Here is a 20,609-nt window from a genome sequence, read left to right as displayed (position 1 = left end):
GGTTAGGCGAACAATACTATGGCATTGCCATGCGCTGAATGAACTGCAGCAATGTGGATTATTGAGCTAATACATTAGTTTAACTGATGGCTGCACGCCAACGCGCCGCATAGTCGGCAAGCCCCGCCACATCGAGCGGCGCCACCGGCACCCTGTCTGCTGCATGGCTTTCGCTCGCGCCAAACAGCATGCTCGCACCAAGGCTCGTGCCCGTCGCATCCCCCGAGGCATGCACGTCGACGCTGGTCAGGGCGGCAAGCGCCTCGGCGAACAGCGCATTGCGCGCCAGCGGTCCCTCGATGATGATCTGCCTGCCCAGTCCGCACAGTTCGAGACAGGCCTCCGTCACCAGCGCCAGATAGAGAGAAGCGGCCGCCGTCCGCTCTTCGGCGGACAATTGCTCCACTGGCCGCGTCCAGCCGCCCTCGGCATTGGGGAAAGGGCCGACACCCGCATTGAAGTTGGGCTGCACGCGGATGTCTTCTTCAATCACCCGCGCGATTGTCGCCGCACTCGGCGTCCTGATCTCAGGCACCAGCTGGTCGAATTCGCGCCCGCCCATGAAGCGCGCGGTCGGCACGGCGCGGCCAAAGGCATCGACATTGGCGAGGCTATCCCGCGCCGGATCCAGATGCGCCGTATCCCCGCCCACCGTCATGGCAATGGTCCATGTGCCGGTGGAAATGATGGTGAAAGGCACTTCGTGCCGGCCGAGATGGGGCAGCAGCGAGGCATTGGAGTCATGAATGCCGCAGGTCACTGGGATTGCGGTGGTGAGCCCCGTCGCCTCGGCCACTTCGGGCGTCAGGTAGCCAAGCACTGAAGCCGCCGGCTTGACCGCCGGAAACAGTTTCGCCCAGCCCTCCGACGCCACCATGGAGGAAAAAGCGCCCTTGGCCGGCGCCCACAGGTCCGTATGGCAACCCAGCGACGTCACCTCGCTCGCCATCTGCCCGGTCAGCCGCCACGCCCAATATTGCGGATAGGTGAGAATTGCCGTCACCCGAGCGAAGTCCGCCGCCTGCGTCCGCGATTGCCAGAAGATCTGCGCGCCGAGGTTGAGACCATTGGGCAGGCGCGGCGACAGCGTTTCGGTAAAGTCGGGCCGCGCCGCGGCATAATCGGCCGAGGTTTGTTCCGTCCCGGCAAACTCATAGTCCAGCACCGGCATGGCCAGTGCATCGCCCGCCAGCAGCGCCGCCGTGGCGCCATGCGTGGTGATGGAAATGCCGTCCACCCGGTGCTCGGCATGCAGCACCAGCAGGCTTTCGGTGATGAAGCTCCACAACCGCTCGACATCGGCATGCGGGTAGGGCCCGTCTTGCCTGACCACATTGGGCGTGCTGCGCGTCGCCACCTGCTGCTGGCTGCCCGAGTCGATCAGCACGACCTTGGCATTGGTCTTGCCGATGTCGATGACGGCAATGTGGTGGGGCAGGGACATGGCACATGCTCGCAAACAGGGACGCTGCTGCGGCATATCCGAGATTCAAAATGAAAGCCAGACTGCTAACATGTTAGCAGTCTGGCATCTGTTTCAAGCGCTTACTTCACCACCAGCACGGGAATGGTCGAATGCGCCAGCACTTCGGCGGCCTGGCTGCCCAGCAGCAGGCGACCCAGCCCGCGTCGGCCATGCGAGCCCATCACGATCAGGTCTGCTCCATTCTCCCTGGCGGCGCTGACGATAGCGTCCGCCGCGACGCTGGCCGGCACATGCTGTGTCTCGATGTCCAGCCCGCTGGCCGCGGCCAGCTCGCGCGCAGCGTTGAGCGTCACCTCGGCCGACCTGGCCTTGACCTCCTCCATGTCAGGGATCACGGAACTCGTATCCACCGCCATGAATTCGGAACCCGGCGCCACCAGCACCGACGGCTCCGTCGAGGTCACGACCAGCAGCCTGGCATTCATCTCCTTGCCCAGCACCAGCGCGTGGCGCAGTGCCTTGGTGGCGAGTTCTGATCCATCAATGCCGACGACGATCCGGGTATACATGGCGATTTCCTTTCCGCTTTTGCCCCACACTATGCCTGCGCCGCACAGCCAGTATTGATCCAGATCATGCCCGCTGCATTGCCCCGCCGGGTTTTCGGCTTTATGGAAACGCCATGCAGCAGATAGTCCCGACCCCCGCCGACGCCATCCAGCGGTCCCGCCGCTTTTCCGTCGCGCCCATGATCGACTGGACCGATCGGCATTGCCGCTATCTGCATCGCCTGCTGACGGGCGAGGCGCTGCTCTTCACCGAAATGATCACCAGCGCCGCCATTGTGCATGGCGATGCCCATCGTCACCTGCGGCTCAATCCGGACGAAGGCCTCGTCGCCCTGCAGCTCGGCGGCGCCGATCCGGCCGAGCTGGCGGAAGCCATTCGCCTTGCGCAAGACTACGCCTATGCCGAGATCAATCTCAATGTCGGCTGCCCCTCCGATCGCGTGCAGTCGGGCAAATTCGGCGCCTGCCTCATGGCCGAGCCGGACCTCGTCGCCGACTGCGTCCGCGCCATGCGCGACGCCACCGATCGCCCTGTGACGGTCAAGTGCCGCATCGGCATTGACGATCAGGACACCGAGGAAAGCCTCGATCGCTTCGCCGATGCGGTGGTCGGCGCCGGCGTCGACGCGCTCTATGTCCATGCCCGCAAAGCCTGGCTCAAGGGCCTGAGCCCCAAGGAAAACCGCACCATTCCCCCGCTCGACTACGATCGGGTGCATCGCCTGCGCCAGCGTTTTGCGCCGCTGCAGATGATGATCAATGGCGGTCTCGAAACGCTGGAAATGGCCGAAGCCGAGATGGCCCATATGGATGGCGTCATGCTCGGCCGCGCCGCCTATCACACGCCCATGCTGCTGGCCGAGGTCGACCGCCGCTTCTTTGGTGTCGAGCGCGATGCGCCCAGCCTTGAAGGCATCATGCAGGCCATGGCCGACTATACCGACCGCGAACTGGCCCAGGGCACCAGGGTCAACAATATCGCGCGCCACATGCTGGGCCTCGCTACTGGCCTGCCCGGTGCCCGCCAGTTCCGCCAGATTCTGAGCGTCGACGCCTGCAAGCCCGGTGCTACCTCGGATGTCATGCTGCGGGCCTTCGAGGCCGTAAACCGGCCAAAGCTGGCAGAAGCCAGTTAATTCGCCAGTTCCAGCGAATTCTGCGTCACCGAATAGCGGCTCAGCGTTTCGAGGAAGGTCATGCCGAGCAGGCTCTGCTCCAGCGCATTTTCCTCGGTCACAAAGGCCACGACACCCTCGCGCACGATGCCGCCCACCTCCATACGCTCGAGCCGCACCCGCGCCGCGCGGCCCGTGCCATTGGCGGTGGAGACCGGGATGGTGAAATTGAGCCGCTTGGTGGAAATGCCGGCTGCCTCGGCATCGGCAATGGTCAGAACCACCGCGCTGGCGCCGGTGTCGAAGATCATTGGCGTCGTATGTCCATTGATCGTGGCATTGATCTCGAAATGCCCGCCCATGCCGCGCCGGAAGGTCGCAAGGCCCTGTTCGGCGTCCACCACGGCGACACCGGGCTGAAATTCGCCGGCCACCCGGCTCGCCACCCCTCCGAGTTCGTCGCGATAGGCATAGGTCACGCCAGCCACGCCGATGATCACCAGCCACAGCATCAGATTGCCCAATAGCTCGGTCGCCTTGCGCCGCCGCGTGAACAGCCCGCCGGCAAAGACGATCAAAATGACGAGGAGAGGGATCAGCTGCGCCGTCTGCATCTGGGTGAGCCCCGCAACGGCGCCGACATCGGCATTGATCAGCAGGGCCAGGCCCGCCGCCACCAGCAGCGCAATGCCGATAAAGATCATGCCCGCGCCTCCAAGTTCCGCAACATCGTCAACCTCATAAAGGGAAGACGTGAGTCATTTTCAAGGCTTCAGACAAAAACCAGCAACGCGGTGAGGACCCCAATCTCGCACAACGCCCCAGCCGCGCCGATCAGATCGCCGGACTGACCGCCCACCAGTTTCCGGCACAGCAGCGTCCAGCCGACCACCACGACAACCGCAACAAGCAACGCTGCAATCATGCCAGCAACACTCGTCGCCGGCACGCCAAGCACGAACAGCAGCACCGCTGCAAACCCCGCTCCCACCGCAAAGCTTCGCCCCGGCACCCGTCCCGCCGTCGCCGACGCGCCATCACGCCGCGCCGGCGGCAGCACAACCGCCAGCCCCATCGCCGCCGACCGTCCGACGATATTGGCCGCCAGCCACTCCGCGCCTGCCGCCAGTGGATTGACCGCCGCAATCGCCCCCAGCGCCATCACCCGCAACAGGATGAACAGCGCCAGCGCCGTCACCCCATAGGTGCCATGCCGGCTGTCCTTCATGATCTCCAGCCGCCGCTCGACGCAATGTCCGCCAAACAGCCCATCCATGGCATCGGCCAAGGCGTCCTCGGCCATTGCGCCGCTGACCACCGCCATCGCCCCGACAGCCAGCGTCGCCGCAAAATAGCCCGGCAGCCCGATCCACACACCGCCCACCAGCACCAGCGCAGGTCCCAGCCCGATGACAAGGCTCGCCAGCGGCAACACCATGGCCATGCGTCCGAGGTCTGGCCTCACATGCGGTGAACGCCCCGTCGGCAACCGCGAGAAGAACCGCAGCGCCATAATGAAATCACCCCAGAGCCCAGAAGCCTGCACCTGGCTCGGCGCCTCGGGATCGGCGGAAGGCTCATCCGGGTTCAATTGCTTTTCATCCTGCAATGGGCAACAAGTCGCCCACTTCCTATCCCGAAACTTCTGTGAATAGCCATGCCCGCTCTCAACCCCGCCTATGCCGACGTGCTCGAGCTTCTGACCATTGCGCCCGATGGCGATGAAGCCGCCGTCGCCGCCGTCCGCGCCCGTGAAGCCCAGCTGACCAAGCCGGCCGGCTCGCTCGGCGCCATGGAAGGCCTGGTGGAGTTCCTCGCGCGCTGGCAGGGCAGGGCACAGCCCCGCCTCGACAATCCCATGGTCACCATCTTCGCCGGCAATCACGGCGTGACCGATCAGGGCGTCTCGGCCTTCCCGCGCGAAGTCACCGCCCAGATGGTGGCCAATTTCACCAATGGCGGCGCCGCCATTTCCCAGATTTGCGCCCTGCACGAAATCAACCTGCGCGTCTTCGAACTGGCGCTCGAACTGCCTACCGGCGACATTACCCAGGAAGCTGCCCTCGACGATCGCATGTGTGCCGCGACCATCGCCTATGGCATGGAAGCCATTGCCGGCAAGCCGGACCTGATCTGCCTCGGCGAAATGGGCATTGGCAACACCACCGTCGCTGCTGCCGTCTATGCCGGCCTCTACGGCGGCGTGGGCGCCGACTGGGTCGGTCGCGGCACCGGCATCGATGATGCCGGCCTCGCCCGCAAGGCCGACGCAGTCGACCGTGCCCTGGCGCTGCACCGGGCCGAACTCGACCATCCGCTGGCGGTCCTCGCCCGCCTCGGTGGCCGCGAAATCGCCGCCATGCTCGGCGCCCTGATCGCTGCCCGCCACCAGAAGGTCCCGGTCATCGTCGATGGTTTCGTCGCCACCGCCGCCGCTGCCGTTGCCTATGCCGTCAACCCCGCCAGCATCGACCATTGCCTCTTCGCCCATGTCTCGGCCGAAACCGGCCACGCCCGCGCGCTGGGTGCCATGGGCCAGAAGGGACTGCTCGACCTCGGCATGCGCCTCGGCGAAGGCACCGGCGCCGCGCTTGCTGCCGTGCTGGTCAAGACGGCCCTCCACCTCCACAACAACATGGCAACCTTCGAAAGCGCATCGATCAGCGGCAAGCAAGGCTGACGGCGACGTTTCCACCATGGCCGAGACCGACCTCTATCTCCCGCTGAAGTCCTTCATGGAAGGCGCCGGCTACACCGTCAAAGGCGAGGTCAATGGCTGTGACCTCGTCGGCGTCCAGGATGGGGAGCCGCCAGTGGTGGTCGTTTGCGAGATGAAGCTGAGCTTCAATCTCGAGCTGGTCATGCAGGGCGTCCAGCGCGCCACCTATTGCGACGAGGTCTGGCTGGCGGCGCGCCTGTCGCGCTCCGGCAAGGGACGCGAGCAGGACGCCCGTTTCCGCAATCTCTGCCGCCGTCTTGGCTTCGGCCTCATCACCGTTGCGGAATCCGGCGACGTGGAAGTCGTCGTCGCCCCCTTCGCCGCCACGCCCCGCCGCGATGCCAAACGCCGCTCCCGCCTGCTCGACGAGCACAAACGCCGCGTCGGCGATCCCCAGAAGGGTGGCGGCCGCGGCAAGCCCATCATGACCGCCTACCGCCAGGACTGCATCCTCTGCGCCACGGCTTTGCTGTCCGGCCCGCAAAGCCCCAAGCAGCTCAAACCCATCGTCACCCGCGCCCCAACCATCCTGCGCAGCAATGTCTACGGCTGGTTCCAACGCGAAAGCCGGGGCGTTTATGGCTTGACGGAGTTGGGCAGAGCCGCGGTGCAGCCGGTGGCGGGGTAGTCGGCCTCACTTGCTGGCTGTCCCATGGGGTGGTACAGTACCTCGGCAGGTGAAGCATGATTGTCGGTTTCCGCGATAGTTGGCTGAAGCAATTCTTCGCGGACGACAAACGTTCGTCGCGAATTCCGCCAGATCTGGAAGATCGACTTTTTCGCAAGCTGCAGATGCTCGACGATGCTGCTGTCGATAGCGACCTGCGGGTACCGCCAAGCAATCACTTCGAGAAGCTTCGCGGCGGTTTGGATGGCCGGTATTCCATTCGTGTGAACCAGCAATGGCGTCTGATCTTCATCTGGTCCGAGGGCGAGGCCTCCGAAGTCTATCTCGACAACCACAGCTATCGGTGAGGTGCAAAAATGTTGATGACCACACGGCGTCCTGCCAGCATTGGCGAGATCCTGACCGAAGAGTTTCTGGAGCCCATGGGCCTCACCCAGTCGGCGCTTGCCGAGGCCATGGGTGTGCCGCGCAAACACGTCAACGAGCTCTGCAATGATCGTCGCACGGTGACCGCCGCGACAGCCCTGATCCTTGCGCGCGTCTTTGGCAATAGCGCCGACTTCTGGCTCAACACCCAGCGCCGTACCGATCTGTGGAAAGCGCTCAACGATCCCGCCCAGCGTGAGCGCATCGATCGTGCCCAGCCTTTGACCGACGCCGCCTAGGCCTTACCGGGTGCGGTGGTGTCGGCACCCTCCGCCGCCACACGTCCTGTGCTAGGCTGTCGTCCGGAGGATGCGATGCGTGAATTGATCCTGAAAATGTCCATGTCGCTCGATGGCTTTGTCAGCGACATGGAGGGCCGCAATGCCTGGATGTTCGGTGGCGACGAGGAGGCCAAGGCCTGGTCGGTCGAAAATGTCGCCAACGCCAGCCTGCACATCATGGGCAGCCGGTCCTTCGAGGCCATGGCGCCCTTCTGGCCCGTCTCGACCACGCTTTTCGCTCCGCCGATGAACCAGATCCCCAAGGCCGTGTTCTCGCGCCGTGGCGCTGCCATCCTCAAGGCCGCAGAGCTGCCCGCCGATGCCACGCTCCAGCCCGGTGGCGAAAGCTGGGCCCAAAGCCATGTCGCCAGCGGCGATCTCGCCGGGGAAATCACCCGGCTCAAATCCGAGACCGGCAAGCCGATCCTCGCCCATGGCGGCTACAGTTTTGCGCAAAGCCTCGTCGCCAGCGGGCTGGTCGACCAGTTCGTCTTTGCCATTCATCCCATCGCGCTGGGGCAGGGGCATTCGCCCTTTTCGAGGCTCGAAGCGCCGCTGCCCCTGACGCTGGTCAGCTCGAGAACCTTTCCCGGCGGCGCCATGGCGCAGGTCTATCGGCCGACAGGTCGCTAGACGACCTTCGTGCCCATCACGATATTGCCCAGTGCCCGCACCAGGCTTGCCTCGACCTTGCCGTCTGCCGCCATGGCGTTGAGGATCGTCAGTGCCTGCCGCGGCGTCTTGGCTTCCTTGTAGCTGCGCTTCTCGATCAGGGCGGCGTAGATATCGCAGATGGTGATGATGCGCGTCAGGTCGTCGATCTGTTCGCCCGCCAGATGATCGGGATAGCCGCTGCCATCGAGCGCTTCATGATGGTGCCGCACGCTGGCCAGCGTCTGGGCATCGATCGTGCTGTGCTGCTTGAGATAGTCATATCCCGCCACCGGATGCACCTGCATGATCGCCTGTTCGTCCGGGTCGAGCGCCCCCGGCTTGTCGAGAATGCGCAGCGGCACCACGGCCTTGCCGATGTCATGCAGCAGTCCCGCCAGCGTCAGCCGCATCACGTCCTGCCGCGACATGCCGGTCTTGCTGCCAAAAGCCGATGCCATGCCGGTCACCAGCATGCAGTGCTGGAACGTGCCGAAGTGATAGCCCTTGACGGTCGCCAGCCAGTCATTGATCCCCGCCAGCGTCACCGCGTCGGCAATCTGCTCGCTCGCCAGTTGCGCCCCTTCGGTATCGAGCTGCGCGCCGGCAATGATCGCCTTGAACGAGGCGTCGAGCGCAGTGATGCCCGCGCCGATCGAGTTCATCACGGCCACGCTATGCGGACTGTCGGCGGGCAGGTTGAGCTGTTCGCGCACGGCCTTGTTGATCTCGGCGCTGCTCGCCGGTTCGGCCAGCAGCACGTCGGCGCCCAGCACCGCCGCATGTACGCTGGTCACGCGCTTGTCCAGATCGACGAGAAATATGCGTCGGCCCTTGCCGCGATTGGCCAGCACAGCCTTGAGCTTGCGGACCGTGTCGAGATTGCTGAGCGCCACGCGGATGACGATATTGGGGTCATTGGCAAGGTGATTGCCGGAAAACTCGTCCAGCGTGATGGCCTGTGCGCCGGTTTCCCGGGCCAAGGTCGCGTTATTATCCGCATTATCTTCGTAAACAAGAAGAATGACCGACCCACGGCCATATGTATTCAGCATTTTGCGACTCCCAATAGCAATGTGCTAGCAGGAGGATTGTTGATTGAAAGCTAATTACTGTTGTTTTCCAGCAAAAGTGTTGGCTTAGCCGGCTTCCGAGAAAATCTCGAGGCGGTTGCGCTTCTCGACGACGGGAGCCAGCGCGTCCATCACACGGGCGCGCGGGAAGGTGGCGATCACTTCGGTGCCGAAACGCAGCTTGCTGAACAGGTCGAACCGGCCCTGGTGCAGCTCCATGATCTTCTGCACGATCGGCAGGCCCAGGCCCGCGCCCTGTTCGGCAGTCTTCTGCGCCAGCGAGCCCTGGCCGAAGGAGGAGAGAACGGTTTCGATCTCGTCCTCGGGAATGCCCGGGCCATTGTCCTTGACCGAAACCATCTGGCCGCCGTCGCCGCTGCGCGTCACCACCAGCGTCACCTTGCCCGACTGCGGCGTGAACTTGATGGCATTGCTCAACAGGTTCAGCACGACCTGGCGGATGGCGCGCTCGTCACCCCAGAGTTTGGGCAGGTTATTGCCGACATTATAGACCAGCTCGATGCCCTTGGACTTGGCGCGCAGCTCCATCATGCGGCGGCAGTCCTCGGCGATATCGACCAGCGACACCACTTCCTCGTTGAGCTCATACTTGCCCGCCTCGATGCGGCTGAGGTCGAGCAGTTCGTTGATGAGGTTGAGCAGGTGCTGCCCACTGCCGTGGATGTCCCCGGCATATTCCTTGTACTGCGGCACCTGGTGCGGGCCGAGCAGTTCCGATTTCAGCACTTCGGAAAAGCCGATGATGGCGTTGAGCGGCGTGCGCAGCTCGTGGCTCATCGTGGCGAGGAACTGCGACTTGGCGATATTGGCCTGCTCGGCATGCCGGCGCGCCTCGTCCGACATCTGCCGGGCTTCTTCCAGCTCGCCGATCAGCGCGTCCTTTTCCGACTGGTGCGAAATCGTCTCGAGATTTGTCGCGTGCATCTGGCGGGCCAGATAGACGAAGAACACCTCGCCCAGGATCACCACGGCACCCAGCGTGTAATTGAGCGTGCCACCCAGCGCCAGCAGCGTGCCGGAAACCGTCAGCATGACCGGCGCGGTGCTCACCACCGTGGCCGAGGGCAGGGCATTGGTAGAAACGGCATTGGCCGCGATGGAAACCAGCACCATGGCAAACATCACCGGCACCAGCGCCGTCACATCCGCCACTAGGGTGAACAGCGCCAGCGTCGACCAGGTCAGGCCATGGATGGTTTCGCCGGCCACGAAACTGGCGGTCCACTGCCGGGCGTTGAATTTTGACGGTTCGCTGGTGCGGAAGCGATGCGCCAGCAGCGCCACGATCACGAGGCTCAGGATCACCATGCCGGCCCAGAGCGTGGTGAACACCACCGGGACCCAGAAGCTGGCAACGATCGACAGGATGGAGACAATGGCGGCGATCGGCAGGGCGGCATTCAGCCGGGCCTGCGCATAGTCGCGCATGAGTTCGAAATCATAGTCCGCGCGGGTGCCCGAGCTGGATGTCAGGCGCTGACGCGCATCCAGCACGGTCTTTTGCGCCGCGCGCTTGCTGTCCCGTCCCATCTGCGAACGGACGTCATCGGTAGCAACCGGTGGGGACGCCATGGACTCATTACTCATTACTAAACAAATGCGAACATAAAACGCGTCCGCTACTCTGCTGAGCACACTAGGACCACGTAGTTAACGGGTGGTGAAATCCGGCGCCGACAACTTTATCCATTCTCCATTTTTCGCACCCGCCGCGGTGGCCTGCTGGCCCTGCTCGTGCTGGCGGGCGTGGCCGCACTGGTCGTCGCACTCGACCAGCCCCTGCCGCCCGTGGCAGGGCAGGCGCGCGTCAGCGACGGCGACAGCTTCCGCCTTGGCGACGAGCGCATCCGCCTGCTCGGCATGGATGCCCCCGAACTGGCCCAGCAATGCGACACTGCTGATGGTTCAAAATGGACCTGTGGCCGCTCTGCCCGCGATCGCATGGCCGAACTTTTGTCATCCGGTGCCGTCGATTGCCGTCCCGAGGGCCGCGACCAGTATGATCGCCTGCTCGCCACCTGCCGGGTCAACGACCAGGACCTTGGTGCCATCATGGTCGGGGAGGGGCTTGCCGTGTCCTCCGGCGGCTACTGGACCGAGGAGGCTGCCGCACGGCGCGACAGCCGTGGCATCTGGGCCGGCAGCTTCGATCGCCCGCGCGACTGGCGCGACGATGAGGCCCGCCCGCACAATGCCCTCTCATGGCTGGGCGATCTCTGGCCGTAGAGGTCCTGGTTAACAGCTTGTAAAATCAGGCCGTCGACTTATTTTCGCGCAAGATTATTGCTAGTCCATGCCAGATGTGGCAGTAAATCTTCCGCTTTGGCCGGGATTTCGGTCGAAACGCGCAAACTGATTTCGCGGGGGCGTTATGGCTTTGGACAAGATCGACCGAAAAATTCTCACCCTTCTGCAGAAGGATGCCACCATGCCGGTCGCCGAGATCGGCCGCAAGGTTGGCCTGTCCACCACCCCCTGCTGGCGCCGTATCCAGAAGATGGAAGAAGACGGCGTCATCCAGCGTCGCGTCGCCGTCCTCGATCCGGCCAAGGTCAATGTCGGCGTCACCGTCTTCGTTTCGGTCAAGACCAACGAGCATAATGAAGCCTGGATGCGCAAGTTCGCCGGTGTCATCGACGAATTTCCCGAGGTCGTCGAATTCTACCGCATGAGCGGGGATGTCGATTACCTGATGCGCGTAGTCGTTCCCGATATTGGCGCCTATGACACCTTCTACAAGCGCCTGATCAGCAAGATCAATCTGACCGATGTCAGTTCGGCTTTTGCCATGGGACAGATCAAATACACCACGGCACTGCCGCTCGACTTCGCCATTGTCGTTGACGACGACAAATAAGCATGCCTCTCTTGGAACCCCTGCTGCGCCGGGTGGTTGAGCAGGACTTCCGCGGGAACGGAATATGCTTCTAGGCTTCGAACATGTCGGCATGACCTCGTCCAATCTTGATCGGACGATCGATTTCTACTGCGGTCTGCTCGGCCTGACGCTTGCCCTGCGCAAGAAGAACACCCGCGGCGAGATTGCCTTCCTCGATACCGGCGGCGGCATGCTCGAAATCGGCTCGCCCTATGCCCCGGTGACCCGCTCCCGCGATGTGCCGCCCCATGAATCGGGCCTGCGGCACATCACCTTCGCCTTCGACGATGTCGATGCCATTGCCATCAAGCTGCAGGCTGCCGGCATCGAAATCCTCGAAGCCCCACGCCCCGCCATCTTCACCGAAATGCTCACCCGCGTCGCCTTCGTCCGCGACCCCGACGGCGTGATCGTCGAACTGGTAGAACGCGCCGAGAAGCGCTAGGGACGGGCTTTGCGGGGGCGACCGCCCTGGGCGCCATTGGCCCGGCTTGCGGCTACCTTGGCTTCGGACCGCGACTGGCCGCCCTTGCGTTGCGCCATGAAGGCCGCCGTGCCAAACACACCACGCATCAACCCATCAATGGTGAAATCCACATCCCGGCTTTCCCAGTGTAACCCGGTCTCGCCCAGCAGTTCGACTTCGGCCAGTTCGTCGTCGCTGGCGTCTTCCAGCCCCTGCAGCGATCGGGCCGGGATCAGCAAGGCCGCCCCATTGCTGAAATCGACGAGCACGCGGCCAGTCTGGCGGTCAAAGCGCACCTGCGATGGGTTGGGGCTGCGCGCCCGCTCTATCTCACCGCGTTGCGTGGCCGCCTCGTATTCGTCTTCAGTGATTTCTCGCTGTGACATGAATTTCTTCCCACTTCGCCAAAAGCATCGAACGGTGCTCAAACACCACGGCCTTTGCCCGCGACAAATCCCGTTTGCTCATCCCGCGATGGCTGAGCAGGGAGACCTCGACGATATCGATCCTTGCATCGCCGTCGCCATAGACATGCACATGCGCCGGTTGGTGATCGTTCTGGTAGATCACGAACCGCATTCCACCAGATTGCAGTACCGTGATCATGACCAAAATAACCTATCTTGTTGGGTTATTCAACGCGACTTTCAAGGCGTCCAGCGCCTTACTCAAAACCCCATGCATCTCCCGCCGCGCCCCGTCCGGCAGCACGAGGTTGAGCTTTTGCACCGTGTGATCATTGTAGAGGCTCACCATGAAGTCCTGCACCGAAAGCTGCTGATATGCGCTGAGCGGCACCGCGACCGCCTCGACGACCACGTCAAACCCATCCCGCCGGCTACAGAGCGCCATCACAGCGCCGAGGGCCGGACTTTGCTCTGCCATTATGGCGCGAAAGGCCAGGATGTCGCCGGCGTCCCTCGTGAACAGCCGGTCGACCTGCGCATCGAGCAAGCCCGCCACCAGCATGGCCTTGCGCACCGACAGTGGCGCAGCCTGCGCCGCTGCCCACGCTTCCAGCAGATAGTCCTGATGCGCCTGCAGACTATCCAAGATGCTTGCGGAAGAAGTCGAGCGTTCGCGCATTGGCCTTGGCACAGGCATCGGCGTTGAAATTGCCGGGCCGGGCGCTGTTGCAGAAGCCGTGATCGGCCGGATAGGTGTAGATGTCGGCTTCCGGATGCCGGGCCTTGAGCGCCTCGATCTGCTCGAGCGGAATGCCCTTGTCCTGGTCACCGAAATGCATCTCGGTGGGGATGCGCGGCGCCAGGTCGATATAGTTCGGCACGCCGCCGCCATAATAGCCCGAAGCCGCGCTCAGCCCCATGCCTTCATGCGCCGCCGCACGCCAGCTCACCGCGCCGCCAAAGCAATAGCCGGTGATCCCGACCTTGTCGCCATCCGCAGCTGTCGTGATCGCCGCTGCCACGTCGAGCAGCGCTGTCTTGTGGTCGAATTTCTTCATCAGCTCGCCGATCACGGCAAACTGCTCCGGTCCGTAATTATTGCTCTCGTAGCCAAATTCCACCCGGTCGAACATCGCCGGCGCCACGGTCAGAAAGCCCTCGGCGGCATAGCGGTCCACTTCGCTGCGGATCCAGTCATTGAGGCCCCAGACCTCCTGGATCAGCACCACGCCGCCGATCGGCTTGCTCGCTGGCCTGGCCGCATAGGCATTGAGGGTGAAGCCATCGCTGGCCGTGATCGTCGTTCTTTCGCCCATTCTAACCTCCGGTGACGCTCATGTGGCGGCCCAATGCGGGCTCGGTCTTGCTGCGGTCGATGACGAAGTCATGCCCCTTGGGCTTGATCGCCATGGCGTGATCCATGGCGGCGTCCAGCCCCGCGGCACCGCCCTCGCGCCAGGCGTCGCGCAGGTTCACCTGATCGTCCTGCCCCAGGCACAGATACAGCTGCCCCGTCGCCGTCAGCCGCACGCGATTGCAGCTCTCGCAGAAATTGTGGCTCATCGGCGTGATGAAGCCGAGCACACCGCCGGTCTCCGCCACATGTTTGTAGCGCGCCGGCCCACCGGTTTTCTTGTCGATCGGCGTCAGCGTATAGCGCCGCGCCAGCCTGTCATGCAGTTCGCGCAGCGGCAGATAGGCATCGACGCGATCCATGCCGACCTCGCCCAGCGGCATGCCCTCGATCAGCGTCAGTCCCATGCCACGGCCATGCGCCCAGGCCATCATCGGCTCGATCTCGTCGTCATTGACGCCGGCCATCGCCACCATGTTGATTTTGATCGCCAGCCCCGCCGCCTGCGCCGCGTCGATCCCGGCCATCACATCCTCAAGCCGGCCGCGCCGGGTGATCGTCCTGAACCGGTCCGCATCCAGCGTATCGAGCGACACGTTGATCCGCCGCACCCCGGCCGCGAACAGGCCTTCCGCATGCTTGGAAAGCTGGCTGCCATTTGTGGTCAGCGTCAGCTCGTCCAGCCCCCCGCCAATCCGCCCGCCCAGCTTCTGCACCAGCGCCATGATATCCCGACGCACCAGTGGCTCGCCGCCAGTCAGCCGGATCCGCGTCGTGCCCCGCGCGATAAAGGCATTGGCGATCGCCTCGATTTCCTCAAAGCTCAACACCTCCCGCTTGGGCAGGAAAGTCATGTCCTCGGCCATGCAATAGACACAGCGGAAGTCGCAGCGATCCGTCACCGAAATGCGCAGATAAGAAATCTGCCGCCCGAAGCGGTCGATCAGCGGTCGGGCAGGGGAGGCGACTATGCTCATCCCCCCAATCTATCCATTCCCCCATCACTTTCAAAGCATTGCCCAAAGAAAAAGGGTGCCGGCGGGCACCCTTTCCAAACGGATCGGTCAGTCTTGCGCTAGAGACGGGCCCAGCCTCGTAGGCCGGGCGCCCCCTGCTAATGATTCACGATGATCTTGGCGCCCACGGCAACGCGTTCGTAGAGGTCGGCCACGTCGTCATTGGTCAGACGGATACAGCCCGACGACACCGCCTGGCCGATCGACCACGGCTCGGACGTGCCATGCACGCGATAAAGCGTCGAACCAATATAGAGCGCGCGGGCGCCCAGCGGATTGTCGGGGCCGCCTTCCATATAGGCCGGCAGGTCCGGAACGCGCTTGCGCATGGCGGCAGGCGGCGTCCAGCCGGGCCACTCGGCCTTGCGTGTGATCCGATTGGTGCCCGACCAGGTAAAGCCGTCACGGCCGACGCCGATGCCATACTTCAGGGCCTTGCCGTCTTCCAGCACCAGATAAAGGCGACGCTCGCCGGTCTCGATCACGATCGTGCCAGGCTTCTGGCTCGTGGCATAATCAACGATTTCTTTCTTGATCGCGCTCTGGCCAGCCCGCGGACGCGGCGCGATGGTTGAGGCTTCGACAAACGTGCCGGTGGTGCGATCATAGACCAGTTCAGCCATTGCGGGCATGACGCTGGTTGCCGACAGGATAAGGGACAGCCCGAGAGCCACCATGGTTTTGGTATTGAGCATCTGACGACTTGGCCTCTGAAATAGAGCGAGGAATCAAGTCTCCCGCCCCCAGGAATTTTTGTTGCTTACGCGCTTTGCCATGCAGCGAGAAGGGCCGATTGCCCCCAATTCGCCACCGTTTTTTCACGTTCAACAAAATGTGTTGCAGGCAAGTTACACTGCGCGTTCACCAATGCGTGATCGCGCCGCAAAGGTGGCATTGACTCCATGGCAAACCCCTGCAATTGCACGGCCACCAACTGCAGGATGCGACGATGAGCGAACACCTGAAGCGCGAGGCCGCCGCCATGGCCCTGGCCAGCCTCCACTCCGGCATGCGCCTGGGCCTCGGCACCGGCTCCACCGCGAAGCATTTCGTCGAACTGCTCGGCGAAAAGGTTGCCCAGGGCTTCGAGTGTATCTGCGTGCCCACCTCTGAAGTCACGGCCCGCCAGGCGCTCTCGCTCAATATCCCGCTCTCCGATCTCGATACGCTCGATCGCCTCGACGTGACCGTCGACGGCGCCGACGAGATCGATCCCCATCTCAACCTGATCAAGGGTGGCGGCGGCGCCCTCCTGCGCGAAAAGATCGTCGCTGCAGCCTCTGACGCCATGCTGGTCATTGCCGACGGCTCCAAGCTCGTCGACACCCTCGGCCGCTTCCCGCTGCCTATCGAGGTCAATCGCTTCGGCCTGGGCGCCACGCGCCGCACCGTGGCCGAGGTCATTGCCGCCCATGGGGCCGAGGGCGAGTTGCGCCTGCGCGAGACGGCGCCATCCACGCCCTTCGTCACCGACGGCGGCCACCTCATTCTCGATGCATTTTTTGGCCGCATTTCGCAGCCAGAAGCGCTGTCACGCGACTTGCTTGACATCGCCGGGGTAGTGCAGCACGGGCTGTTCCTCAAAATGTGCAAGACGGCTTATGTGGCGACCGCGGATGGCGTAAGAACGCTGGCGGCTAGCTGAACTGATCAATCAAGTGGGGAAATCGATGATGACCGGTCTTATGACGCGCGCCAAGGCGCTGGTGGCTGTAGTGATGAGCGTGGCGCTGTTTGCCGTTGCCGCGCCCGCAATGGCCCAGGAAGTGCCACCCGAACAGCTGGCCCTGGCCCGCAAATATGTCGACCTGACCGACAGCGCCGGCGTGTTCGAGATCACTCTCGTCGAAATCGGCCTTGGCAGCCTGTCCCAGCTCACCCAGCAAAATCCCGAGCTGGCCGACGAGATCGACCTGGCCATCGGCAAGGTGCTCGAGACCTATCAGGGCCGCAAGGGCGAGTTGCTCGACCAGTTTGCCCGCGTCTATGCCACGCGCTTCACCGTTGAAGAGCTGCAGCAGATTGTCACCTTCTACGAGAGCCCCACCGGCCGCAAGCTGGCCCGCGCCAATACCGAAGTGAACTCCGACATGCAGGCGATCCTGCAGGTCTTCACCAACAACACCCGTCCCGAATTCTACGCCAAGGTCCGCGCCGAATTGCGCTCCCAGGGCTTTGAAGTCTAGTCAAACCACGACTTCCATGGCAGCAATCGGACCCCGCCTTGTGCGGGGTCTTTTTTTATGCGATCTGCCACCCGATATTCATCGTAAAATACCGATGATGCAAAGGAGCGCCTGCCATGTCCGATAGCTATGATCTCGTCGTTATCGGCGCTGGCTCCGGCGGTGTCCGCGCCGCGCGCATGGCCGCCACCTATGGCGCCAGGGTCGCCATCATCGAGGAATTCCGCGTCGGCGGCACCTGCGTTATCCGTGGCTGCGTGCCCAAGAAGCTCTACGCCTATGCTTCCCGGTTCCACGACATGTTCGACGTCGCATCCAGCTTCGGCTGGGATGTCGAGGCCAGCTTTGACTGGCCAACGCTGGTCACCGCCAAGGAAAAGGAAATCACCCGGCTCGAGGTCGCCTATACGGCCAATCTCGAAAAGCCCGGCGTCGAGATCATCAAGGACCGCGGCGTCGTCACCGGGCCCAATTCGGTGCATCTCGTCGAACAGGATCGCGAACTGACCGCCAGATATATTCTCGTCGCCACCGGCGCGCGGCCCAACGCGCCCCATATCCCCGGCGCCGAACTGGCCATCACCTCCAACGAAGCCTTTGATCTCGAAACCCTGCCGCATTCGATCCTGATCGCCGGCGGTGGCTATATCGCGGTCGAATTCGCCGCCATCTTCGCCGGCCTCGGCGTCAACACCACCCTGATCTATCGCGGTGACTGCATCCTGCGCGGCTTCGACGAGGACATCCGCCGCGGTCTCGAAGCCGGTCTCATCGACCGTGGCGTCAAGCTGATCTACCAGACCACCATCAGCGAACTCCGCCGCGCCGGCGACGACATTTCCGTCACCTTCAGCGACGGCGTCACCGCCCCCTATGGCCAGGTCATGTTCGCCATTGGCCGCACGCCCAATGTGCATGGCCTGGGCCTCGACAAGGCCGGCGTCGTGCTCGAATCCTCCGGCGCCATCAAGGTCGACGCCTTCTCGCAATCCTCGGTGCCCAGCATCTACGCCGTGGGCGACGTCACCGGCCGCGCCCAGCTTACCCCGGTCGCCATCCGCGAGGGCTGGTATTTCGCCGAGACCGTATTCAACAATAACAAGCTGTCGGTCGACCATTCCCTGATCCCGACCGCCGTCTTCACCGACCCCGAAATCGGCGTCGTCGGCCTCACCGAGACCGAGGCCGCCACCCATGGCGACATCGACGTCTACTGCGCCCGCTTCCGGCCGATGATGAACACGCTATCCACCCGCACCGAGCGGATGATCCTGAAATTGATCACCGAAAAGGACGGCGGCAAGATTCTCGGCTGCCATATCCTCGGACCCGGCGCCGCCGAAATGATCCAGCTCGTCGCCATCCCCATGGGCATGGGCGCAGTCAAGGCCGACTTCGACCGCGCCATGGCCCTCCATCCCTCTGCGGCCGAAGAACTCGTCACCTTCAAGAGCCCGACCTACACCTATCGCGACGGGGAAAAACTCGGCGGCTGACCACCTCGCATGCACTGCGAGGGGAGATGGTTGGTATCGCGGCTTCCAATCCCCGTTTCAAAAGCCGAATTATTCCTGCGTCCTCAGCCGATGGCGACTTTTTCATCCGACTTTTCCCCGCCCTTCAATCCTCGCGCATACTCTCCCCATTCCCGTCACACATGCGGTGCCGACGCAGCACCGGGTGGGGAGGCTGGAGATGGGGGCGCCCATTTGGCCGGGCTGAAAGTCGGCACCTAGGCTTGCGATAATAGTCCCCGGTGAGTTCCGGACCCGGTGAGAAAACTTCAGACTGTGACAGGGCGGCCGTTGGCTCGCACTTCACTAGTAGTTTCTGGGCTCATGGCCGCCCGTCATCCGTGAAAACCGCATTGCAGGCGGCGCTTCTGCACGACCAAAGTCTGCCGCGATTATCCTTGTCCACAGCGCCCGCCCTTGGTATTCCCGCGCCAACAACGAGGAAACGAGCCGATGACCACCTGGACCCCCGATAGCTGGCGCAACAAGCCCATCTCCCAGGTTCCGGCCTATCCCGATCCGGCGGCCCTGGCCGAAGCCGAGCGTCAGCTCGCGACCTTCCCACCGCTGGTCTTTGCCGGCGAAGCCCGCGATCTCAAGACCCGCCTCGCCGCCGTGGCACGTGGAGAAGCCTTCCTGCTGCAGGGTGGCGACTGCGCCGAAAGCTTTGCCGAGCATGGCGCCGACCACATCCGCGACTTCTTCCGCGTCTTCCTGCAGATGGCGGTGGTGCTGACCCACGGCGCCAGCAAGCCCGTGGTCAAGGTCGGCCGCGTTGCCGGCCAGTTCGCCAAGCCGCGCTCGGCCGATACCGAAACCATCGATGGCGTCGAACTGCCCTCCTATCGCGGCGACATCATCAATGCGATCGAGTTCAATGAAGCTGCCCGCGTGCCCGATCCGGACCGCATGCTGCAGGCCTATCGCCAGTCCGCCGCCACGCTCAACCTGCTGCGCGCCTTCTCCATGGGCGGCTATGCCGAGCTGACCCGCATCCACGAGTGGACCGTCGGCTTCATGAAGGGCTCCAACTGGAACACCCGCTACGAGGAAGTCGCCCGCAAGATCGACGACGCCATCACCTTCATGGGCGCGCTCGGCCTCAATCCCGAGAATACGCCGGCCCTGCGCCAGACCAGTTTCTTCACCAGCCACGAAGCCTTGCTGCTCGGCTATGAGGAGGCGCTGACCCGTCGCGACTCCATTTCCAACAATTACTACGCCACCTCCGGCCACATGCTGTGGATCGGCGACCGCACCCGCCAGCCCGATGCTGCCCATGTCGAATATTTCGCCGGCATCCACAATCCCATCGGCATCAAATGCGGCCCCTCGCTGCAGAGCGACGACCTGCTGCGCCTGCTCGATCGCCTCAACCCCACCGACGAGGCCGGCCGCATTACGCTGATCGCCCGTTTCGGCAGCGACAAGATCCACGATCATCTGCCGCGCCTGATCGAGACCGTGCAGAAGGCCGGCCGCACCGTCGTCTGGTGCTCCGATCCCATGCATGGCAACACCATCAAGGCCTCCACCGGCTTCAAGACCCGTCCGCTCGATCGCGTGCTCTCGGAAGTAAAGAGCTTCTTCGACATACACCGCGAAATGGGCACCTATGCCGGCGGCGTGCATATCGAGATGACCGGCGACGATGTCACCGAATGTGTGGGCGGTGTTTCGGCGGTCACCGAGGCCACTTTGGCCGATCGCTACAACACCTATTGCGACCCGCGCCTCAATGCCAGCCAGGCCCTCGAACTGGCCTTCCTCGTCGCCGAGGAAGTCCATGCACAAAAGCCACCGCGCCAGCGTCTCGTCGCCGGAGAATAAATTATTGGGGCAGGTGAACCGGACGTGAGGCAGCGCGTTGCAGATCGGC

25 protein-coding genes are annotated in these 20,609 nt (G+C 63.4%); 13 read left to right on the top strand and 12 right to left on the bottom strand.

Annotated elements, in window-relative coordinates; all coding sequences use genetic code 11:
* Positions 1-79: 79 nt before the first annotated feature.
* Both P0Y65_11040 and P0Y65_11035 read right to left on the bottom strand, forming a co-directional pair.
* Positions 80-1,444, bottom strand: a complete 1,365-nt coding sequence (locus tag P0Y65_11040; protein WEK02743.1) for an FGGY family carbohydrate kinase — start codon at positions 1,442-1,444, stop codon at positions 80-82.
* Between the two features lie 101 nt (positions 1,445-1,545).
* Positions 1,546-1,995 (bottom strand): universal stress protein, encoded by a 450-nt coding sequence (locus P0Y65_11035; GenBank protein WEK02742.1) that lies wholly within the window; start codon positions 1,993-1,995, stop codon positions 1,546-1,548.
* A 113-nt stretch (positions 1,996-2,108) separates the two neighbouring features.
* On the opposite strand from P0Y65_11035, the gene dusA reads away from it, so the two are divergent.
* Positions 2,109-3,131, top strand: coding sequence for a tRNA dihydrouridine(20/20a) synthase DusA (gene dusA, locus P0Y65_11030; protein ID WEK02741.1), 1,023 nt, complete (start codon positions 2,109-2,111; stop codon positions 3,129-3,131).
* On the opposite strand, the gene P0Y65_11025 is transcribed toward dusA, so the two are convergent.
* Positions 3,128-3,814 carry a TIGR02281 family clan AA aspartic protease gene (locus P0Y65_11025; protein WEK02740.1) on the bottom strand — a complete coding sequence of 229 codons (687 nt, stop codon included), beginning with the start codon at positions 3,812-3,814 and terminating at the stop codon, positions 3,128-3,130. The two genes, dusA and P0Y65_11025, sit on opposite strands and share 4 nt — an antisense overlap.
* A 68-nt stretch (positions 3,815-3,882) precedes the next feature.
* A complete protein-coding gene (locus tag P0Y65_11020) occupies positions 3,883-4,701 on the bottom strand; it encodes an adenosylcobinamide-GDP ribazoletransferase (GenBank protein ID WEK02739.1) in 819 nt (272 codons plus the stop codon).
* Positions 4,702-4,767: 66 nt separating this feature from the next.
* Between P0Y65_11020 and cobT the strand changes: the two genes are divergently transcribed.
* The 5 genes from cobT to P0Y65_10995 all read left to right on the top strand — a co-directional run bounded on the left by cobT (position 4,768) and on the right by P0Y65_10995 (position 7,797).
* Positions 4,768-5,790, top strand: coding sequence for a nicotinate-nucleotide--dimethylbenzimidazole phosphoribosyltransferase (cobT, locus tag P0Y65_11015; GenBank protein ID WEK02738.1), 1,023 nt, complete (start codon positions 4,768-4,770; stop codon positions 5,788-5,790).
* A gap of 16 nt (positions 5,791-5,806) precedes the next feature.
* Positions 5,807-6,457: a DUF2161 family putative PD-(D/E)XK-type phosphodiesterase gene (locus tag P0Y65_11010; GenBank protein ID WEK02737.1), complete on the top strand. Its 651-nt coding sequence runs from the start codon at positions 5,807-5,809 to the stop codon at positions 6,455-6,457.
* 56 nt (positions 6,458-6,513) lie between these two features.
* Positions 6,514-6,804, top strand: a complete 291-nt coding sequence (locus P0Y65_11005) for a type II toxin-antitoxin system RelE/ParE family toxin (protein ID WEK02736.1) — start codon at positions 6,514-6,516, stop codon at positions 6,802-6,804.
* A gap of 9 nt (positions 6,805-6,813) precedes the next feature.
* Positions 6,814-7,122 carry a HigA family addiction module antitoxin gene (locus P0Y65_11000; GenBank protein ID WEK02735.1) on the top strand — a complete coding sequence of 103 codons (309 nt, stop codon included), beginning with the start codon at positions 6,814-6,816 and terminating at the stop codon, positions 7,120-7,122.
* Positions 7,123-7,197: 75 nt separating this feature from the next.
* A complete protein-coding gene (locus P0Y65_10995; GenBank protein ID WEK02734.1) occupies positions 7,198-7,797 on the top strand; it encodes a dihydrofolate reductase family protein in 600 nt (199 codons plus the stop codon).
* Here P0Y65_10995 and P0Y65_10990 read toward each other — a convergent pair.
* The gene (locus tag P0Y65_10990) at positions 7,794-8,870 is read right to left on the bottom strand and encodes an HD domain-containing protein (GenBank protein WEK02733.1); all 1,077 of its coding nucleotides are present in this window, start codon (positions 8,868-8,870) and stop codon (positions 7,794-7,796) included. The two genes, P0Y65_10995 and P0Y65_10990, sit on opposite strands and share 4 nt — an antisense overlap.
* Positions 8,871-8,954: 84 nt before the next feature.
* Entirely contained in the window at positions 8,955-10,481 is a 1,527-nt protein-coding gene (locus P0Y65_10985) for a HAMP domain-containing sensor histidine kinase (protein WEK02732.1), read from the bottom strand.
* 174 nt (positions 10,482-10,655) lie between these two features.
* Between P0Y65_10985 and P0Y65_10980 the strand changes: the two genes are divergently transcribed.
* From P0Y65_10980 to P0Y65_10970, 3 genes are all read left to right on the top strand, one after another.
* A complete protein-coding gene (locus P0Y65_10980) occupies positions 10,656-11,135 on the top strand; it encodes a thermonuclease family protein (GenBank protein ID WEK02731.1) in 480 nt (159 codons plus the stop codon).
* Positions 11,136-11,286: 151 nt separating this feature from the next.
* Entirely contained in the window at positions 11,287-11,766 is a 480-nt protein-coding gene (locus P0Y65_10975) for an Lrp/AsnC family transcriptional regulator (protein WEK06783.1), read from the top strand.
* Between the two features lie 64 nt (positions 11,767-11,830).
* A complete protein-coding gene (locus tag P0Y65_10970; protein ID WEK02730.1) occupies positions 11,831-12,232 on the top strand; it encodes a VOC family protein in 402 nt (133 codons plus the stop codon).
* Here the strand turns inward: P0Y65_10970 and P0Y65_10965 are convergent.
* From P0Y65_10965 to P0Y65_10940, 6 genes are all read right to left on the bottom strand, one after another.
* Positions 12,229-12,639, bottom strand: coding sequence for a DUF2442 domain-containing protein (locus tag P0Y65_10965; protein ID WEK02729.1), 411 nt, complete (start codon positions 12,637-12,639; stop codon positions 12,229-12,231). The two genes, P0Y65_10970 and P0Y65_10965, sit on opposite strands and share 4 nt — an antisense overlap.
* Complete coding sequence (locus tag P0Y65_10960; protein ID WEK02728.1) at positions 12,617-12,859, bottom strand: DUF4160 domain-containing protein; 243 nt, start codon at positions 12,857-12,859, stop codon at positions 12,617-12,619. Before P0Y65_10960 ends, P0Y65_10965 begins: the two co-directional genes overlap by 23 nt.
* A 12-nt stretch (positions 12,860-12,871) precedes the next feature.
* On the bottom strand, positions 12,872-13,306 hold the full coding sequence (locus P0Y65_10955) for a hypothetical protein (protein WEK02727.1): 435 nt from the start codon (positions 13,304-13,306) through the stop codon (positions 12,872-12,874).
* Positions 13,299-13,976, bottom strand: a complete 678-nt coding sequence (locus P0Y65_10950) for a dienelactone hydrolase family protein (protein ID WEK02726.1) — start codon at positions 13,974-13,976, stop codon at positions 13,299-13,301. The genes P0Y65_10955 and P0Y65_10950 overlap by 8 nt, the downstream gene beginning before the upstream one ends.
* Before the next feature lies 1 nt (position 13,977).
* Positions 13,978-14,991 (bottom strand): GTP 3',8-cyclase MoaA, encoded by a 1,014-nt coding sequence (gene moaA, locus P0Y65_10945; GenBank protein WEK02725.1) that lies wholly within the window; start codon positions 14,989-14,991, stop codon positions 13,978-13,980.
* A gap of 137 nt (positions 14,992-15,128) precedes the next feature.
* Complete coding sequence (locus P0Y65_10940) at positions 15,129-15,725, bottom strand: L,D-transpeptidase (GenBank protein WEK02724.1); 597 nt, start codon at positions 15,723-15,725, stop codon at positions 15,129-15,131.
* A 254-nt stretch (positions 15,726-15,979) separates the two neighbouring features.
* On the opposite strand from P0Y65_10940, the gene rpiA reads away from it, so the two are divergent.
* The 4 genes from rpiA to P0Y65_10920 all read left to right on the top strand — a co-directional run bounded on the left by rpiA (position 15,980) and on the right by P0Y65_10920 (position 20,560).
* The gene (gene rpiA, locus P0Y65_10935) at positions 15,980-16,675 is read left to right on the top strand and encodes a ribose-5-phosphate isomerase RpiA (protein WEK02723.1); all 696 of its coding nucleotides are present in this window, start codon (positions 15,980-15,982) and stop codon (positions 16,673-16,675) included.
* 25 nt (positions 16,676-16,700) lie between these two features.
* Complete coding sequence (locus tag P0Y65_10930; GenBank protein ID WEK02722.1) at positions 16,701-17,216, top strand: DUF2059 domain-containing protein; 516 nt, start codon at positions 16,701-16,703, stop codon at positions 17,214-17,216.
* 116 nt (positions 17,217-17,332) lie between these two features.
* A complete protein-coding gene (gorA, locus tag P0Y65_10925; protein WEK02721.1) occupies positions 17,333-18,712 on the top strand; it encodes a glutathione-disulfide reductase in 1,380 nt (459 codons plus the stop codon).
* Between the two features lie 471 nt (positions 18,713-19,183).
* Positions 19,184-20,560, top strand: a complete 1,377-nt coding sequence (locus P0Y65_10920) for a 3-deoxy-7-phosphoheptulonate synthase class II (protein ID WEK02720.1) — start codon at positions 19,184-19,186, stop codon at positions 20,558-20,560.
* Positions 20,561-20,609 lie beyond the last annotated feature (49 nt).

It is taken from the genome of Candidatus Devosia phytovorans, assembly GCA_029202405.1.
GTDB lineage: Bacteria > Pseudomonadota > Alphaproteobacteria > Rhizobiales > Devosiaceae > Devosia > Devosia phytovorans.
Note: the sequence above shows the minus strand (reverse complement) of the source record. Positions and strands in the feature narration are given on the sequence as shown.

Coding starts and splice junctions, on each gene's coding strand:
- moaA (WEK02725.1), bottom strand. CDS start 14,991: ATGAGCATAGTCGCCTCCCCTGCCCGACCGCTGATCGACCGCTTCGGG.
- P0Y65_10985 (WEK02732.1), bottom strand. CDS start 10,481: ATGGCGTCCCCACCGGTTGCTACCGATGACGTCCGTTCGCAGATGGGA.
- P0Y65_11005 (WEK02736.1), top strand. CDS start 6,514: ATGATTGTCGGTTTCCGCGATAGTTGGCTGAAGCAATTCTTCGCGGAC.
- P0Y65_11040 (WEK02743.1), bottom strand. CDS start 1,444: ATGTCCCTGCCCCACCACATTGCCGTCATCGACATCGGCAAGACCAAT.
- P0Y65_10995 (WEK02734.1), top strand. CDS start 7,198: ATGCGTGAATTGATCCTGAAAATGTCCATGTCGCTCGATGGCTTTGTC.
- cobT (WEK02738.1), top strand. CDS start 4,768: ATGCCCGCTCTCAACCCCGCCTATGCCGACGTGCTCGAGCTTCTGACC.
- rpiA (WEK02723.1), top strand. CDS start 15,980: ATGAGCGAACACCTGAAGCGCGAGGCCGCCGCCATGGCCCTGGCCAGC.
- P0Y65_11000 (WEK02735.1), top strand. CDS start 6,814: ATGTTGATGACCACACGGCGTCCTGCCAGCATTGGCGAGATCCTGACC.
- P0Y65_10970 (WEK02730.1), top strand. CDS start 11,831: ATGCTTCTAGGCTTCGAACATGTCGGCATGACCTCGTCCAATCTTGAT.
- dusA (WEK02741.1), top strand. CDS start 2,109: ATGCAGCAGATAGTCCCGACCCCCGCCGACGCCATCCAGCGGTCCCGC.
- P0Y65_10920 (WEK02720.1), top strand. CDS start 19,184: ATGACCACCTGGACCCCCGATAGCTGGCGCAACAAGCCCATCTCCCAG.
- P0Y65_10960 (WEK02728.1), bottom strand. CDS start 12,859: ATGATCACGGTACTGCAATCTGGTGGAATGCGGTTCGTGATCTACCAG.
- P0Y65_10965 (WEK02729.1), bottom strand. CDS start 12,639: ATGTCACAGCGAGAAATCACTGAAGACGAATACGAGGCGGCCACGCAA.
- P0Y65_11025 (WEK02740.1), bottom strand. CDS start 3,814: ATGATCTTTATCGGCATTGCGCTGCTGGTGGCGGCGGGCCTGGCCCTG.
- P0Y65_10990 (WEK02733.1), bottom strand. CDS start 8,870: ATGCTGAATACATATGGCCGTGGGTCGGTCATTCTTCTTGTTTACGAA.
- P0Y65_11035 (WEK02742.1), bottom strand. CDS start 1,995: ATGTATACCCGGATCGTCGTCGGCATTGATGGATCAGAACTCGCCACC.
- P0Y65_10950 (WEK02726.1), bottom strand. CDS start 13,976: ATGGGCGAAAGAACGACGATCACGGCCAGCGATGGCTTCACCCTCAAT.
- P0Y65_10940 (WEK02724.1), bottom strand. CDS start 15,725: ATGCTCAATACCAAAACCATGGTGGCTCTCGGGCTGTCCCTTATCCTG.
- P0Y65_11010 (WEK02737.1), top strand. CDS start 5,807: ATGGCCGAGACCGACCTCTATCTCCCGCTGAAGTCCTTCATGGAAGGC.
- gorA (WEK02721.1), top strand. CDS start 17,333: ATGTCCGATAGCTATGATCTCGTCGTTATCGGCGCTGGCTCCGGCGGT.
- P0Y65_10930 (WEK02722.1), top strand. CDS start 16,701: ATGATGACCGGTCTTATGACGCGCGCCAAGGCGCTGGTGGCTGTAGTG.